General features: G+C 73.2%; 13 protein-coding genes. 8 read left to right on the forward strand and 5 right to left on the reverse strand.

From position 1 onward, the window contains the following. Positions 1-104: 104 nt before the first annotated feature. The gene (locus ACZ7FF_RS35275; protein ID WP_470817613.1) at positions 105-950 is read right to left on the reverse strand and encodes a siderophore-interacting protein; all 846 of its coding nucleotides are present in this window, start codon (positions 948-950) and stop codon (positions 105-107) included. Positions 951-1,081: 131 nt separating this feature from the next. Continuing rightward, a complete protein-coding gene (locus ACZ7FF_RS35280) occupies positions 1,082-2,002 on the reverse strand; it encodes a 5'-3' exonuclease (RefSeq protein WP_470817615.1) in 921 nt (306 codons plus the stop codon). Between the two features lie 155 nt (positions 2,003-2,157). On the opposite strand from ACZ7FF_RS35280, the gene ACZ7FF_RS35285 reads away from it, so the two are divergent. The 5 genes from ACZ7FF_RS35285 (at position 2,158) to ACZ7FF_RS35305 (ending at position 7,713) form a co-directional block, all read left to right on the forward strand. Beyond that, the gene (locus tag ACZ7FF_RS35285; RefSeq protein ID WP_470817617.1) at positions 2,158-3,231 is read left to right on the forward strand and encodes a quaternary amine ABC transporter ATP-binding protein; all 1,074 of its coding nucleotides are present in this window, start codon (positions 2,158-2,160) and stop codon (positions 3,229-3,231) included. Beyond that, complete coding sequence (locus tag ACZ7FF_RS35290; protein WP_470817618.1) at positions 3,224-5,035, forward strand: ABC transporter permease/substrate binding protein; 1,812 nt, start codon at positions 3,224-3,226, stop codon at positions 5,033-5,035. Before ACZ7FF_RS35285 ends, ACZ7FF_RS35290 begins: the two co-directional genes overlap by 8 nt. 391 nt (positions 5,036-5,426) lie before the next feature. After that, positions 5,427-5,999, forward strand: a complete 573-nt coding sequence (locus ACZ7FF_RS35295; protein WP_470817619.1) for a helix-turn-helix domain-containing protein — start codon at positions 5,427-5,429, stop codon at positions 5,997-5,999. After that, positions 5,999-6,718 (forward strand): helical backbone metal receptor, encoded by a 720-nt coding sequence (locus ACZ7FF_RS35300; RefSeq protein ID WP_470817620.1) that lies wholly within the window; start codon positions 5,999-6,001, stop codon positions 6,716-6,718. Before ACZ7FF_RS35295 ends, ACZ7FF_RS35300 begins: the two co-directional genes overlap by 1 nt. A 71-nt stretch (positions 6,719-6,789) precedes the next feature. Continuing rightward, positions 6,790-7,713 carry a LysR family transcriptional regulator gene (locus ACZ7FF_RS35305; RefSeq protein ID WP_470817621.1) on the forward strand — a complete coding sequence of 308 codons (924 nt, stop codon included), beginning with the start codon at positions 6,790-6,792 and terminating at the stop codon, positions 7,711-7,713. A gap of 290 nt (positions 7,714-8,003) precedes the next feature. On the opposite strand, the gene ACZ7FF_RS35310 is transcribed toward ACZ7FF_RS35305, so the two are convergent. Further along, complete coding sequence (locus ACZ7FF_RS35310; RefSeq protein ID WP_470817622.1) at positions 8,004-8,690, reverse strand: gamma-glutamyl-gamma-aminobutyrate hydrolase family protein; 687 nt, start codon at positions 8,688-8,690, stop codon at positions 8,004-8,006. Between the two features lie 65 nt (positions 8,691-8,755). Then, the gene (locus ACZ7FF_RS35315; RefSeq protein ID WP_470817623.1) at positions 8,756-9,493 is read right to left on the reverse strand and encodes a FadR/GntR family transcriptional regulator; all 738 of its coding nucleotides are present in this window, start codon (positions 9,491-9,493) and stop codon (positions 8,756-8,758) included. A gap of 96 nt (positions 9,494-9,589) precedes the next feature. Between ACZ7FF_RS35315 and ACZ7FF_RS35320 the strand changes: the two genes are divergently transcribed. Genes ACZ7FF_RS35320 through ACZ7FF_RS35330 form a run of 3 tightly spaced genes read left to right on the forward strand, consistent with a single transcriptional unit; the run spans position 9,590 to position 13,112 of the window. Then, on the forward strand, positions 9,590-10,948 hold the full coding sequence (locus tag ACZ7FF_RS35320) for a glutamine synthetase family protein (RefSeq protein ID WP_470817624.1): 1,359 nt from the start codon (positions 9,590-9,592) through the stop codon (positions 10,946-10,948). An 11-nt stretch (positions 10,949-10,959) separates the two neighbouring features. After that, positions 10,960-12,333: an aldehyde dehydrogenase family protein gene (locus tag ACZ7FF_RS35325; RefSeq protein WP_470817625.1), complete on the forward strand. Its 1,374-nt coding sequence runs from the start codon at positions 10,960-10,962 to the stop codon at positions 12,331-12,333. Next, complete coding sequence (locus ACZ7FF_RS35330; RefSeq protein WP_470817627.1) at positions 12,330-13,112, forward strand: 3-oxoacyl-ACP reductase; 783 nt, start codon at positions 12,330-12,332, stop codon at positions 13,110-13,112. Before ACZ7FF_RS35325 ends, ACZ7FF_RS35330 begins: the two co-directional genes overlap by 4 nt. A gap of 6 nt (positions 13,113-13,118) precedes the next feature. Here ACZ7FF_RS35330 and ACZ7FF_RS35335 read toward each other — a convergent pair whose 3' ends face one another. Beyond that, complete coding sequence (locus ACZ7FF_RS35335) at positions 13,119-14,321, reverse strand: amino acid deaminase/aldolase (RefSeq protein ID WP_470817629.1); 1,203 nt, start codon at positions 14,319-14,321, stop codon at positions 13,119-13,121. Positions 14,322-14,713: the final 392 nt, after the last annotated feature.

Raw genomic sequence — 14,713 nt, forward strand, 5'->3', positions numbered from 1 at the left:
GCCCGCGACCACGCCAATCCCCCACCTCCCTTTCGGAGGGACAAAACGCTACGGAGGCGGCGCCCCCCCTCCAGGGAGACCCCCGCTTCAGCGCTCGTGCCCGCTCAGGCGGCCGCCGGGCGGCTCTCCTGCTCGGCCTCGATGCGGGCGTTCCACTCCCGCTTGGAGGCCTGCCAGCCGTCCTCGTTGTGGCCGAGCCGCCAGTAGCCGGAGATCGACAGGTCCTCGCGGGGGATCTGCCGCTCGACGCGGAGCATCCGGCGCAGCTCCTTCACGAAGCCCGCCTCGCCGTGCACGAACGCGTGCATCCGGCCCGCCGGGAACTCCAGCGCGCGCACCGCCTCCAGCAGGGCCTCGCCGACCGGCCGGTCCCCGCGGTGCAGCCAGACGACCTCCACGTCGGAGTCGACCTTCTGCTCCTCCTCGGGTCCGGACACCTCCACGAAGGCGTGGGCTCTGGCACCCTCGGGCAGCGTCTCCAGGGCGCGGGCGATCGCGGGCAGCGCGCTCTCGTCGCCGACGAGCAGATGCCAGTCCGCACTCGGGTCGGGCGCGTACGCGCCACCGGGGCCCGTGAACCGCAGGAGGTCGCCGGGCCGCACCCGGGTGGCCCACGGGCCGGCCAGACCCTCGTCGCCGTGGACCACGAAGTCCAGGGTGAGCTCGCGGTGTTCGGGGTTCCAGGCGCGCACGGTGTACGTCCGCGTCACGGGCCACTGCTCGCGCGGGAACTCCGCACGGATCCGCTCCAGGTCGAAGGGCTCCGGGTAGGTCACGCCGGCCGGGCCGAACAGCAGCTTCACATAGTGGTCGGTGCAGGTGTCCGCCGCGAAACCGGCAAGGCCGTCGCCGCCGAGCACCACCCGCTGCATGTGCGGGGAGAGGCGCTCGGTGCGTACCACCTGTGCGGTGTAGAGCTTGCGCGGCTTTCGTTCCGGACGCTCTGCCATCACGGCCTCCTGCGGATTGGTTAGGTTTACCTAAGTTAGCACCTCTCCGTGGGGCCGGATCTTTCGCGCCGGTCTCGTGACCGCCTTTTGCCGGAAAATTGCCGGTCCGGTGCCGCGATTGCCGGTCGCGCTCACGCCCCGAGCGTGGTCAGCAGCCGCTGCAGGGAACCGCCGAGTCCCCACCGTGCCGCCAGCTCCTCGAGCCCCGCCGGATCGCGCGGGGCGCGGGGGAGGGCGGTGCCGACGTCCGGCAGCGGGACGTCGGCGGCCACCCGCACCACCTTCGGCGCCACCGCCACGTACGGCCGGGCCTCGGTGAGCCGCTTGCGCTGCGACGGCGTGAGCTTCGCCCGGGGGTCGTCGACCGCCGCCATGATCCCGGCCAGGTCGCCGAACTCGGCGAGCAGCTTGGCGGCCGTCTTCTCGCCGATGCCGGCCACGCCCGGCAGACCGTCGCTCGGGTCGCCGCGCAGCAGCGCCAGGTCCGCGTACCCCCGCCCGTCGACGCCATACTTCTCGCGCAGCACGGCCTCGTCCGTCACCTGCAGCGTGCCGACGCCCTTGATCGGGTACAGCACGCGGATGCCGCGCCCGTCGTCGACCAGCTGGTACAGGTCGCGGTCGCCGGTGACGATGTCGACCGGGCCGCCGGCCCGCGCGGTGAACGTGCCGATCACGTCGTCCGCCTCGTACCCCGCGACGCCGACGCGCGCGATGCCGATCGCGTCCAGCACCTCCTCGATGACCGGCACCTGCGGGGCGAGCGTGTCCGGCACCTCCTCCTCGTCCGGCGCGCCCGTGTGCTCCTCGGCGACCCGATGCGCCTTGTAGCCGGGGATGAGGTCGACCCGCCACTGCGGCCGCCAGTCGGCGTCCATGCAGGCCACCAGGTGCTCCGGCCGGTGGTCCTTGACCAGCCGGTCGATGAAGTCCAGCAGTCCGCGCACGGCGTTCACCGGCGTGCCGTCCGGCGCCTTCACGGAGTCCGGGACGCCGAAGTAGGCGCGGAAGTAGAGCGATGCGGTGTCGAGCAGCATGAGTCGTCCGGTCACGCTCGCATCATGCCGCACGGCACCGACACTCACCCGGCCCGCGGCGGCGGCCCACCGGCCGGAGCTGCGGTGTGAGCTAGAACACTTAAAAGTTTGACCATGTCGATCGTGGGGAGGCGCGGCCTCTGTCATGTCCCCGAAGGCGAGAGGTACGCGTGTCAGCCAGGCTTGAGACGGAGCACCTGTTCAAGGTGTTCGGCAGACGACCGGACGAGGCAGTGGAGCGGCTGCGGCAGGGCGCCGACCGGGAGGAGCTGCGCGCCGACGGCACCACCGCCGCCGTCATCGACGCCTCCTTCCGCGTCGAGGAAGGCGAGATATTCGTCGTCATGGGCCTGTCGGGCTCCGGCAAGTCCACGCTGCTGCGCATGCTCAACGGCCTGCTGGAGCCGACCGCGGGCAGCGTGCGCTTCGACGGCCGGGACCTCGGCGCGCTCGGCGACCGCGGGCTGCGCGAACTGCGCTCGACGAAGATCAGCATGGTCTTCCAGCACTTCGCGCTCTTCCCGCACCGCAGCGTCCGCGACAACGCCGCCTACGGCCTGGAAGTGCAGGGCGTGCCCCGCGCCGAGCGCGCACGCCGCGCCGACGAGGCGCTCGCCCTGTGCGGCCTGGCCGGCTGGGAGGCGTCCTGGCCCGACGAGCTGTCCGGCGGCATGCAGCAGCGCGTCGGCCTCGCCCGCGCCCTCGCCACCGACGCCGACCTGCTGCTGATGGACGAGTCCTTCAGCGCCCTGGACCCGCTGATCCGCCGCGACATGCAGGATCAGCTCCTGGAGCTCCAGAAGACCCTGAAGAAGACCATCGTCTTCATCACCCATGACCTCAACGAGGCCATGCGGCTCGGCGACCGCATCGCCGTCATGCGCGACGGCCGCATCGTGCAGACCGGCACCGCCGAGGACATCCTGCTGCGCCCCGCGAACGACTACGTCGCCTCCTTCATCAAGGACGTCGACCGCTCCCGCGTGCTGACCGCCGCCGCCGTCATGGACACCGACGTGCGCGGCGACGAGGCCGACTGCGACTGCGAGACCGCCGTCCCCGAGACGCCGTTCGCCGAGCTGTGCGCGATCAGCGCCCGCCTGACCCACCCGGTCGCCGTGCTCGGCGCCGACCGCGCCCTCGTCGGGGTCGTGCCCCGCAGGCGCCTGGTCGGCCTCGTCGGCGACGAACAGGGCGAGCCGGCCGGCTGCGGCAAGGGGGGGAAGGTGACCGTCCGTGCCTAGGCTGCCCCTCGGGGACTGGGTCGACTCCGGCGTCAACTGGCTGGTCGCCCACTTCTCCTGGCTCTTCGACGCCGTCAAGGCCGTCATGGAGGGCATGTACAACGGCATCGACGCGGTGCTCGCCGCGCCCGCGCCGCTGCTGACGGCGGGCATCCTCGCGATCGTCGCCTGGTGGCTGCGCGGCCTGCTCGCCGGCGTCCTCGCCTTCGCCGGATTCGCCCTGGTCGACTCGCTCGACCTGTGGGACCAGGCCATGTCCACGCTCGCGCTGGTCCTCGTCGCCACCCTGATCGCCCTGGTGATCTCCCTGCCCCTGGGCATCTGGGCCGCCCGCTCCAAGACCGTCAGCGCCGCCGTACGGCCCGTCCTGGACCTGCTCCAGACCATGCCGTCGATGGTCCTGCTGATCCCGGCCATGCTCTTCTTCGGGCTCGGCACGGCCGCCGGCGTCGTCGCCACCCTGATCTTCGCGCTCGCCCCCGGCGTCCGCATGACCGAACTCGGCATCCGCCAGGTCGACGCGGAACTGGTCGAGGCCGCCGAGGCCTTCGGCACCACCCCGCGCGACATCCTCTGGCGCGTGCAGCTGCCGCTCGCCCTGCCGACCATCATGGCCGGCGTCAACCAGGTGATCATGCTGGGCCTGTCCATGGTCGTCATCGCCGGCATGGTCGGCACCGGCGGCCTCGGCGGGGCCGTCAACGAGGCCATCGGCCAGCTCGACATCGGCTACGGCTTCGAGGCGGGCGTCGGCATCGTCGTCCTCGCCATCTACCTCGACCGCGTCACCGGCGCGCTCGGCACCCAGCTCTCGCCGCTCGGCCGGCGGGCCGCCGCGAAGGCCACCACGCGCGCGTGGTCGTACCGCCCGCGCCCGGCCGTCGCGGTCGTCGGCGTCGTCGTCCTCGCCCTGGTCGCGGGCGGCATGGGCGTCTTCGGCCCCTCCGGCGGCACCTCCGAGGCCTCCGGCACCGACGTCGGCAAGGGCAAGGAGATCAAGCTCGGCTTCATCCCCTGGGACGAGGGCGTCGCCTCCACCTTCCTGTGGAAGGAGATCCTGGAGGAGCGCGGCTTCAAGGTCACCACCACCCAGTACGCGGCCGGCCCCCTCTACACCGGCCTCGCCACCGGCCAGGTCGACTTCGAGACCGACTCCTGGCTGCCGACCACCCACGCCGAGTACTGGAAGAAGTACGGTAAGCAGCTCGACGACCTCGGCAAGTGGTACGGCCCCACCTCACTGGAGCTGACCGTCCCGTCCTACGTGAAGGACGTGAACTCGCTGGCGGACCTGAAGGACCACGCCTCCGAGTTCGGCGGGAAGATCGTCGGCATCGAGCCCAGCGCGGGCATGATGGGCCTGCTCAAGACCAAGGTCCTCAAGGCGTACGGCCTGCAGGACGGCTTCGACGTGATCGACGGGTCCACCCCGGCCATGCTCGCCGAGCTGAAGCGCGACTACGCAAGGAAGCAGCCGGTCGTCGTCACCCTGTGGTCGCCGCACTGGGCCTACAGCGACTACGACCTGAAGAAGCTCAAGGACCCCAAGGGCGCCTGGGGCAAGGGCGACGGCGTGCACACCCTGTCCCGCAAGGGCTTCGCCGGGGACAACCCGGAGATCGGCCGCTGGCTGAAGGACTTCTCCATGACCGAGCAACAGCTCACGGGCCTGGAGGCGGAGATCCAGAAGGCCGGCAAGGGCAAGGAGCAGGACGCCGTGCGCACCTGGCTGCGCCGCAACCCGGGCCTGGTCGACAAGTGGGCGCCGGTCGCCAAGGGCGCCGGCGGCCGGGCGGCCGGGTGACCTGACCCTCCCGGCCGCCACCAGGGGGCGGGCAGCGCCGAACGCCGCAGGGCACCCGGCGCGGCCCGCCCCTCGCGGCATTTCCCCTACGGGAAGGATCCGGCCAATCACCCAGGGTCACGACTCCCCCTGGTGGGCATGTTCATCCCCAGGGAGGAAGTATTTGCGGAGGCGTCCGGAGCCCCCTGGCACTGGCGAGAACCGTGAGGGTGCGCGCTCGCCGGACCCGGGGGATGTGACGGGCGCGTGAAACGGTTTGCCGAACATGCGTAGGGTGCAGTGAAGTCATCATGAGCGGCGTGCCCCGCGATGGGAACCCGGTGCCGGGCGTGCCCCGCCGACGGGCACCCGGGAAGAGCGGTGCGACGAGCGAGGGAGGGAGCCGGCAGCGATGGGCGACCACAAAGAGCAGCAACCCGTGCGGGTGGGCGCGGCCGTCCGGCGGCGCCGCCGTGCGCTGGAACTGACCCTGGCGGTCGTGGCCGAGCGCACCGGGCTGTCCGTCCCCTTCCTCAGCCAGGTCGAGAACGACCGGGCCCGCCCCAGCCAGAGCTCCCTGGAGAAGCTGGCCGACGCCCTGCGCACCACCGCCGTCGAGCTCCTCGCCGCCGCCGACCCGGCCGCCAGCGTGGACGTCGTCCGCGCCGAGCCCGCCTCCGAGGGCGACTTCGACCCGAGGACGCGCTCCCTGGTGCGCGGCCACCACCAGCTGCACGCCTCCGAGTTCACCGGCGACCATGACGCGGGCCGCGAGTTCCAGCACCGCAACGACGAGCTGATGTACGTCGCCGACGGCGCCGTGGAGATCGAGGCCGAGGGCCGTGCCTACCGCCTCGGCCGCGGCGACACCATGTACCTGACCGGCGGGGTCCGCCACCGCTGGCGGGCGACGGTCCCGGACACCCGGGTCGTCGTGGTGGCGGTCGCCGAGCACATCGAGGCGGTCCAGGACCGGTCCCGGTAGTGCGGGTCGTCTCCCTCGTGCCGTCGCTCACCGAGGCGGTGGCCGTCACGCTGCCCGGGACGCTCGCCGGCGTCACGGACTGGTGCAGCCACCCCGCCGGCCTGGACGTCCCCCGGATCGGTGGCACCAAGAACCCCGACGTGGAGCGGATCCTCGCCCTCTCCCCGGACCTGGTGCTCGCCAACGAGGAGGAGAACCGTGTCCCCGACCTCGACGCCCTGCGCGCCGGAGGCGTCCAGGTGCTGGTCACCGAGGTGCGGACGGTGCCGCAGGCCTTCCCCGAGCTGGACCGGGTGCTGACCGCGTGCGGGGCGCCGGGACGGCCGCGCTGGCTGGACGCGGCCCAGGCGGCCTGGACGGCGCTGCCGGAACCGGCGGAGCGCAGCACGGCGGTCGTACCGATCTGGCGGCGCCCCTGGATGGTCCTCGGCCGGGACACCTTCGCCGGTGACGTGCTGGCCCGTCTCGGCGTGGACCAGCTGTACGCCGGCCACCCCGAGCGCTATCCCCGCGTCCCGCCGGAGGAGCTGCGCGCGGCCGCCCCGGACCTGGTGGTGCTGCCCGACGAGCCGTACCGGTTCACCGCGGGCGACGGCCCCGAGGCCTTCCCCGGCCTGCCCTGCGCCCTCGTCAGCGGACGGCATCTGACCTGGTACGGCCCGTCCCTGACCGAGGCCCCGCGGGTGCTGGCCGGGGCGCTGCGAGCAGCTCGCCGCTGAGCAGGCCACCGTCCCGCGGGGGCTCCGGATCGGCCAGGGAGTACGCCCCCATGAGGGCATAAGCTGGTCTTATGGGCGAGGCGGAGGGACGGCGCGAGGGCACGGGATCGCTGGCGCACCGGGTGCCGGACCTCGGCGCGCTGGAGCTGCTCCTCGCGGTGGCACGGCTGGGCAGTCTGGGCGCGGCGGCACGAGAGGTCGGCATCACGCAGCCGGCCGCCAGCAGCCGGATCCGCTCCATGGAACGGCAGCTGGGGGTGGCCCTGGTCGACCGCTCGCCGCGCGGCTCCCGGCTGACGGACGCGGGCGCCCTGGTCACGGACTGGGCCCGGCGGGTGGTGGAGGCGGCGGCGGCCTTCGACGCGGGGGCGCGGGCACTGCGGGACCGGCGGGACTCCCGGCTCAGGGTCGCGGCGAGCATGACCATCGCCGAGTACCTGCTGCCCGGCTGGCTCCTCGCGCTGCACGCCGAGCGCCCCGACACGGCGGTGTCGCTGCTCGCGGGCAACTCGGCGAAGGTCGCGGAACTGCTGCTGGCCGGTGAGGCCGACCTCGGCTTCGTGGAGGGCCTGACCATTCCGACCGGACTGGACTCGGCGGTGATCGCCCAGGACCGGCTGATCGTCGTCACCGCCCCCGGTCACCCCTGGGCCCGCCGCCGGCGCCCCCTGACGGCCGGCGAGCTGGCGGCCACCCCGCTGATCCTGCGCGAGCGCGGCTCCGGCACCCGGCAGGTCCTGGACGCGGCCCTCGGCGGCCTTGCCCGCCCGCTGATCGAACTGTCCTCGACGACGGCGGTGAAGGCGTCGGCGGTCAGCGGGGCGGGGCCGTCCGTCCTCAGCGAGCTGGCGGTGGGCGAGGAACTGGCGATGCGCCGGCTCGTCAGCATCCCGGTCCAGGACGTCTCGCTCCGCCGCGACCTCCGCGCGGTCTGGCCGACAGGCCACCGCCCGACGGGCCCGGCCCGAGAACTGCTCTCACTGACCCGGGGCTGAGCTGGGGCGAGACCGTCCCTCCCCGACCGGCGGCACAACGAGCCGCGGCGACGAGCGCCCCCGAAGGGGCGGGGGGAACTGCGCGCCCAAGCCCTACGCACCCGCGACCGTCAGCGGTCGCAAGCCCACCGGCGCGTCGGGCCCCCGCTGTCCCACGGCCGGGTTCCGCCCCGGAAGGGGCGGGGGGAACTGCGCGACCAAGCCCTACGCACCCGCACCCGGCAACGGTCCGCAAGCCCGCCGTCCACGCCCCCGCACCCGCCAGAGAACCGCAAGCCGCAGGGAAACGCTCAGCCCGCGGCAGCGACCAGCGCCTGCATCACCCGCAGGTCCTCGCCCATCTCCGGGTGCCACTGGACGCCCAGCGCCCACCCATGCTCCGGCGGCAGTTCGACGGCCTCGACCGTGCCGTCCGCCGCGTGGGCCGAGGGGACGAGACCCGCGCCGAGGCGGTCCACGGACTGGTGGTGGTAGGTCGGGACGGTCGTCTCCTCAGGGACGACCCCGGCGTACACCGTCCCCGGCACCGGCTTCACCGGGTGGCCGCCGAACACGCCCACCGCCTCCGCGTGCCCGTCGAGGTGCTGCACCAGCGTCCCGCCGAGGGCCACGTTCAGCAGCTGCATGCCCCGGCAGACGCCCAGCAGCGGCAGACCGGCGTCGAGCGCGGCCCGGATCAGGGCGAGCTCCCAGGTGTCGCGTGCCGTGGCGGGAGGTCCGGTACGGGGGTCGCGGGCGGCGCCGTACCGGGCCGGGTCCACGTCCGGCCCGCCCGCGATCACCAGCCCGTCGATCCGGGCCACCGCCGCCGCGGCCCGCTCGGGCTCGTCGGGCGGTAGCAGGGCGGCGACGCCCCCGGCCCGCTGCACCAGACGCGGGTAGCCGGCGGGCAGCAGCACGGCCTCCAGCTCCCACACGCCCCACCGGGCGCCGGTCTCCAGATACGTGCTCACACCGATCAAAGGCCGTCCGCTCACGCCGCCCTCCTAGCAGTCCAGGGACCCATCCAAAGGTTCACTGTCACACCTTTGCATCAGCCGGCTCAGGTCAGGAAGCCCCGCAGCAGTGCCGCCGTACCCGCGCAGTGCTCGCGCATCATCTCCCGCGCCCCGTCCGCGTCCCCGTCGAGGACCGCCTCCACCAGCGCGGTGTGCTGCCGCTGGGAGTGCTCCAGGTTCCGTACCAGCAACGGGATGCAGTCGAGCAGTTCGTTCACCGTGGCCCGGACCGCCGCGTACTGCGCCGTCAGCGACGGGGAACCGCACAGCTCGGCGAGGGTCAGATGGAGCAGCGTGTCCAGGCGCCGGTAGTCGGCGAGCGGGGCGTCGTGCGTGCGGGCCAGCGCCTCACGCAGCCGCTCCGCCCGCTCCCCGGTGAGCCCGTGCGCCGCGCACAGTCCCGCCGCGCCCACCTCCAGCACCTCGCGGAAGCGCAGCACGTCCTCGACGTCGACCTCGGTGATCCGCCGCCGCAGCTCGTCCTCGCCGCCCGCGTCGGCGCGCGGCAGCACGAAGGTTCCGCCGTAGCGCCCGCGCCGGGCCTCCACCAGCCCCTGGTCCTGCAGCACCTTCAGCACCTCGCGCAGCGTCACCCGGCTGATCCCGAGCCGCTCCGCGAGCTCCCGCTCGGCCGGCAGCCGCTCGCCGCCCGGCACCAGGCCGAGCCGTACGACCTGGAGGATCTGCTCCAGCGCCTCCTCGAAGCCGTTGCCCGCCCGGACCGGCCGCAGCACCGGAGCGAGCCGGTCGCCCACCCCGTGGGCCTCCGTCTCCCACGCCATCCGGCCGTACCCCCTTCCCAAGCAATGGTTCTGCGCAATACCTTATGGCTCCCGGCCCGGCCGAAGACGCGCGAAGGCGCCGAAGGAGGCTCTCCCGTGGCAGACCGCACACCCCCGCTCAGTGTCGAGGAACTGCACGCCCTTGTCGCGAGCGGTGAGATCGACACTGTCGTCCTGGCCTTCCCCGATATGCAAGGGCGGCTGCAGGGCAAGCGGTTCGCCGCTCGCTTCTTCCTCGACGAGGTGCTGAGCCACGGCACCGAGGGCTGCAACTACCTCCTCGCCGTCGACACCGAGATGAACACCGTCGACGGCTACGCGATGTCCTCCTGGGACCGGGGCTACGGCGACTTCGCCATGCACCCCGACCCCGCCACCCTGCGCCGCGTCCCCTGGCACCCCGGCACCGCCCTGCTCGTCGCCGACCTCGCCTGGAACGACGGCTCACCGGTCGCCGCCGCACCCCGCCAGATCCTGCGCCGCCAGCTCGACCGGCTCGCCGAACTCGGCTACACGGCCCAGGTCGGCACGGAACTCGAGTTCATCGTCTTCAAGGACAGCTACGAACAGGCCTGGGACGCGGGCTACCGCGGGCTCACGCCCGCCAACCAGTACAACATCGACTACTCCATCCTCGGCACCGGCCGCATCGAGCCCCTGCTGCGCCGCCTGCGCAACGACATGGCGGGCGCCGGGCTCACCGTCGAGTCCGCCAAGGGCGAGTGCAACCCCGGCCAGCACGAGATCGCCTTCCGCTACGACGAGGCCCTCACCACCTGCGACCAGCACGCCCTGTACAAGACCGGCGCCAAGGAGATCGCCGCCCAGGAGGGCGTCTCGATCACCTTCATGGCCAAGTACAACGAGCGCGAGGGCAACTCCTGCCACATCCACCTCTCGCTCGCGGACGCGGACGGCGCCAACGCGATGGCCGGGCCCGACGGGATGTCCGAGCTGATGCGGCACTTCCTCGCCGGGCAGCTCGCCGCCCTGCGCGAGTTCTCCCTGCTCTACGCCCCCAACATCAACTCCTACAAGCGGTTCCAGCCCGGCTCCTTCGCCCCCACCGCCGTCGCCTGGGGCCACGACAACCGCACCTGCGCCCTGCGCGTGGTCGGCCACGGCCGCTCCATGCGCTTCGAGAACCGCCTGCCCGGCGGCGACGTCAACCCCTACCTGGCCGTCGCCGGACTGGTCGCCGCCGGCCTGTACGGCGTCGAGCAGAAGCTCGAACTCCCCGAACCCTGCCCCGGCAACGCCTACACCGCGGACTACGTACACGTCCCGACCACCCTGCGCGAGGCCGCCGAGCTCTGGGAGAACAGCCCGATCGCCAAGGCCGCCTTCGGCGACGAGGTCGTGGCCCACTACCGCAACATGGCGCGCGTCGAACTGGAGGCCTTCGACGCCGCGGTCACCGACTGGGAGCTGCGCCGCTCCTTCGAACGCCTGTGAAAGGTCAACACGTGTCCGACCCGCACGAGCTGAAGGTCCTCAACCCCGCCACGGAGGAGGTCGTCGCCACCGTCGCCGCGGCCACCGAGGAGGACGTGGCCGCCGCGGTCGCACGCGCCGCACGGGCCCAGACGCGCTGGGCCGCGCTCCCGCCCGCCGACCGGGCCCGGCTGCTGCGCCGCTTCGCCGACGCCGTCGACGCCCACGTCGAGGAACTCGCGCGGCTGGAGGTCCGCGAGGCCGGCCACACCCTCGGCAACGCCCGCTGGGAGGCCGGCAACGCCCGCGACCTGCTGCACTACGCGGCCGGCGGCGCCGAACGCCTCCTCGGCAAGCAGATCCCGGTGCCCGGCGGCTGGGACGTCACCTTCCAGGAACCCCTGGGCGTGGTCGGCGTGATCGCCCCCTGGAACTTCCCCATGCCGATCGCCGCCTGGGGCTCCTTCCCGGCACTCGCCGCGGGCAACGCGGTCGTCCTCAAGCCCGCCGAGACGACCCCGCTCACCGCCCTGCGGCTGGCGGAACTCGCCCTGGAGGCCGGCCTGCCCGAGCACCTCTTCCAGGTGCTGCCCGGCCACGGCCACACCGCCGGACGCGCCCTGGTCGACCACCCGGACGTCGCCAAGATCGTGTTCACGGGCTCCTCCCGCACCGGCCGCGAGGTCATGGAGCGCTGCGCCCGCCTGGTCAAACCGGTCACCCTGGAACTCGGCGGCAAGAGCCCCAACGTCGTCTTCGCCGACGCGCACCTGGAGGCCGCCCTCGACCCCTTCTCCTTCCTGGACAACTCCGGCCAGGACTGCTGCGCCCGCACCCGCATCCTCGTCCAGGAGAGCGTGCTGGAGGAGGCGCGGGACTTCCTCGCCGGGGCGCTCGCCGCCGTGGTCGTCGGCGACCCGGCCGACGAGAAGACGCAGATGGGCCCGCTGATCTCCCGTCAGCAGCTGGACCGCGTACGGTCCTACGTCCCCGAGGACGCGCCCGCCCTGCGCGGCAGCGCGCCCGACGGACCCGGCTTCTGGTTCCCGCCGACGGTCCTCACGGGGGAGCGGCACGACAGCCCGGCGGCGTGCGAGGAGATCTTCGGCCCGGTCGCCGTACTCCTGCCCTTCACCGACGAGGAGGACGCGATCCGCCTCGCCGACGGCACCCCCTACGGCCTCTCCGGCTCCGTCTGGACCCGGGACCTCGGCCGCGCCCTGCGCGTCTCCCAGGCCGTCCGCGTGGGCAACCTGTCCGTCAACTCCCACTCCAGCGTCCGCTACTGGACCCCGTTCGGCGGCTACAAGCAGTCCGGCCTCGGCCGCGAGCTCGGCCCCGACGCCCTGACCGCCTTCACCGAGACCAAGAACGTCTTCATCAGCACGGAGGGCCCCGCACAGTGACCGACAACAGTGTTTGCCGCCGCCTCGTCGGCCGTACCGCAGTCGTGACCGGAGCCGGCAGCGGCATCGGCCTCGCCACCGCCCGCCGCCTCGCCTCCGAGGGTGCCCACGTGGTCTGCGCCGACGTGGACGAGGCCCGCGGCAAGGCCGCCGCCGACGAGGTCGGCGGACTCTTCGTGAAGGTCGACGTCACCGACCCCGAGCAGGTCGAGGCGCTGTTCAGGACGGCGTACGACACCTACGGCAGCGTCGACGTCGCCTTCAACAACGCCGGCATCTCGCCGCCCGACGACGACTCCATCCTGGAGACCGGGCTGGAGGCCTGGAAGCGCGTCCAGGAGGTCAACCTCACCTCCGTCTACCTGTGCTGCAAGGCCGCCATCCCCTACATGCGCCGCCAGGGCAGGGGCTCCATCATCAACACCGCGTCCTTCGTGGCACGGATGGGCGCGGCGACCTCGCAGATCTCGTACACCGCGTCCAAGGGCGGCGTGCTCGCCATGTCCCGTGAACTGGGCGTGCAGTTCGCCCGGGAGGGCATCCGGGTCAACGCCCTGTGCCCGGGCCCGGTCAACACCCCGCTGCTGCAGGAGCTGTTCGCCAAGGACCCGGAGCGGGCCGCCCGCCGCCTGGTGCACATCCCGGTCGGCCGGTTCGCCGAGGCCGAGGAGATCGCCGCCGCCGTCGCCTTCCTGGCCAGCGACGACTCCTCCTTCGTCAACGCCACCGACTTCCTGGTGGACGGCGGGATCTCGGGCGCCTACGTCACCCCGCTGTAGGCGGGGTCAGAGGAACGTGCGGCCCTCGCCGCGGTAGGTCGGCACGGCCGCCGTCACCTCGTCGCCCTCGACGAGGTGCAGCACCTCGAACCGCTCGCACAGCTCGCCCGCCTTGGCGTGCCGGAACCACACCTTGTCGCCGACGAGGAGGTCGTCGGCGGGCGAGCCGAGCAGCGGGGTCTGCACCTCGCCGGGGCCCTCCTGCGGGTCGTACCCCAGCCCCTCGGGCAGGTACGGCACCGGCAGCCGGTCGGGGCCGGCCATCCCGGACGCGGGGTAGCCGCCGCCCAGCACGGTGACGACACCCACGCCGGGCCGGCGGACGACCGGCAGGGCGAACAGGGCGGCCGGCCGGCCCCTGAACGACGTGTAGTTGTCGAAGAGGCGCGGCACGTACAGCCCGGAGCCGGCCGCTATCTCGGTGACCGAGTCCTCCGCGGCGGTGTGCTGCACGCTGCCCGTCCCGCCGCCGTTCACGAACTCCAGATCGGGTACGACGGCACGCACCGCCCGCACCACGGCCGCCCGGCGCCCGGCCAGTTCCCGCCGGGCGGTGGCCTGCATCAGCCGGATCGCACGGGAGCGCAGCGGCCGCCCGGCGACCGCGTCACCGACTCCCGCGATGTGCCCCTCGTACGCCATGATCCCCACCAGCCGGAAGCCGGGGCGGCGGTCCACCGCGCGGGCCAGCTCGGCGAGTTGGGCGGGGGAGTGCAGCGGTGAGCGGCGCGCGCCCACCCGCACCCGGCCGCCGAGCAGCTTCAGCGAGGTGTCCAACTCCAGGCAGACTCGTACCACTTCGCGACCGCCGTCGCGGGCGGCGTCGATGAGGTCGAGGTGCGCGAGGTCGTCGACCATCACGGTGACGGCGCCGGCGAGTTTGGGGTCGGCGGTCAGCTCCGCGAAGGCGGACCGGTCGGCGGAGGGGTACGCCAGCAGGATGTCGTCGAACCCGGAGCGCGCGAGCCACAGCGACTCGGCCAGGGTGAACGACATGATCCCCTGGAAGCCGTCCCTGGCCAGGACGCGTTCCAGCAGGGCCCGGCAGCGCACGGACTTGCTGGCGACGCGGACCGGCTTGCCGGCGGCGCGGCGGACCAGGTCGGTGGCGTTGGCGTCGAAGGCCTCGAGATCCACGATCGCGAGAGGGGCGTCGAGATGGGCGGTGGCCCGGTCGTAACGGGCCCGGTCGGCGGCGCGCGCAGTCATGACGGAAGCCTGCCAGACACGATTACCGCAGGGTAGGGGGACGTTCCGGGCAGATGCCCCGGGCCCCCGGACTGGTTCCGTCTCCGCACCCGGCAACCCGTAGAGTGACGCGCACGTACGGCGGAACACACCCGGCCCACCAGGTGAACCGGGATGCCGCTGCGGCCGTACGGGTATGCGTGCCCGGACGAACTTCTGCGCCGGGCGCGGCCGGGCAGGTGCGACGGCCCGCGTACGAGGAGACGGCCCGGGCACGAGGAAACGGGGGGTGCATGAGCACGGAAGCGCGGCACGCCCCCGTCCCACCGCGCCCCTCGTCCCCGCCCGAGCCCGAACCGACGGCAGCCGAACCGGTCCCGTTCGCACCGGACCGACCGACCGGCCCGGCCACG

The organism is Streptomyces sp. NPDC037126 (assembly GCF_055605965.1).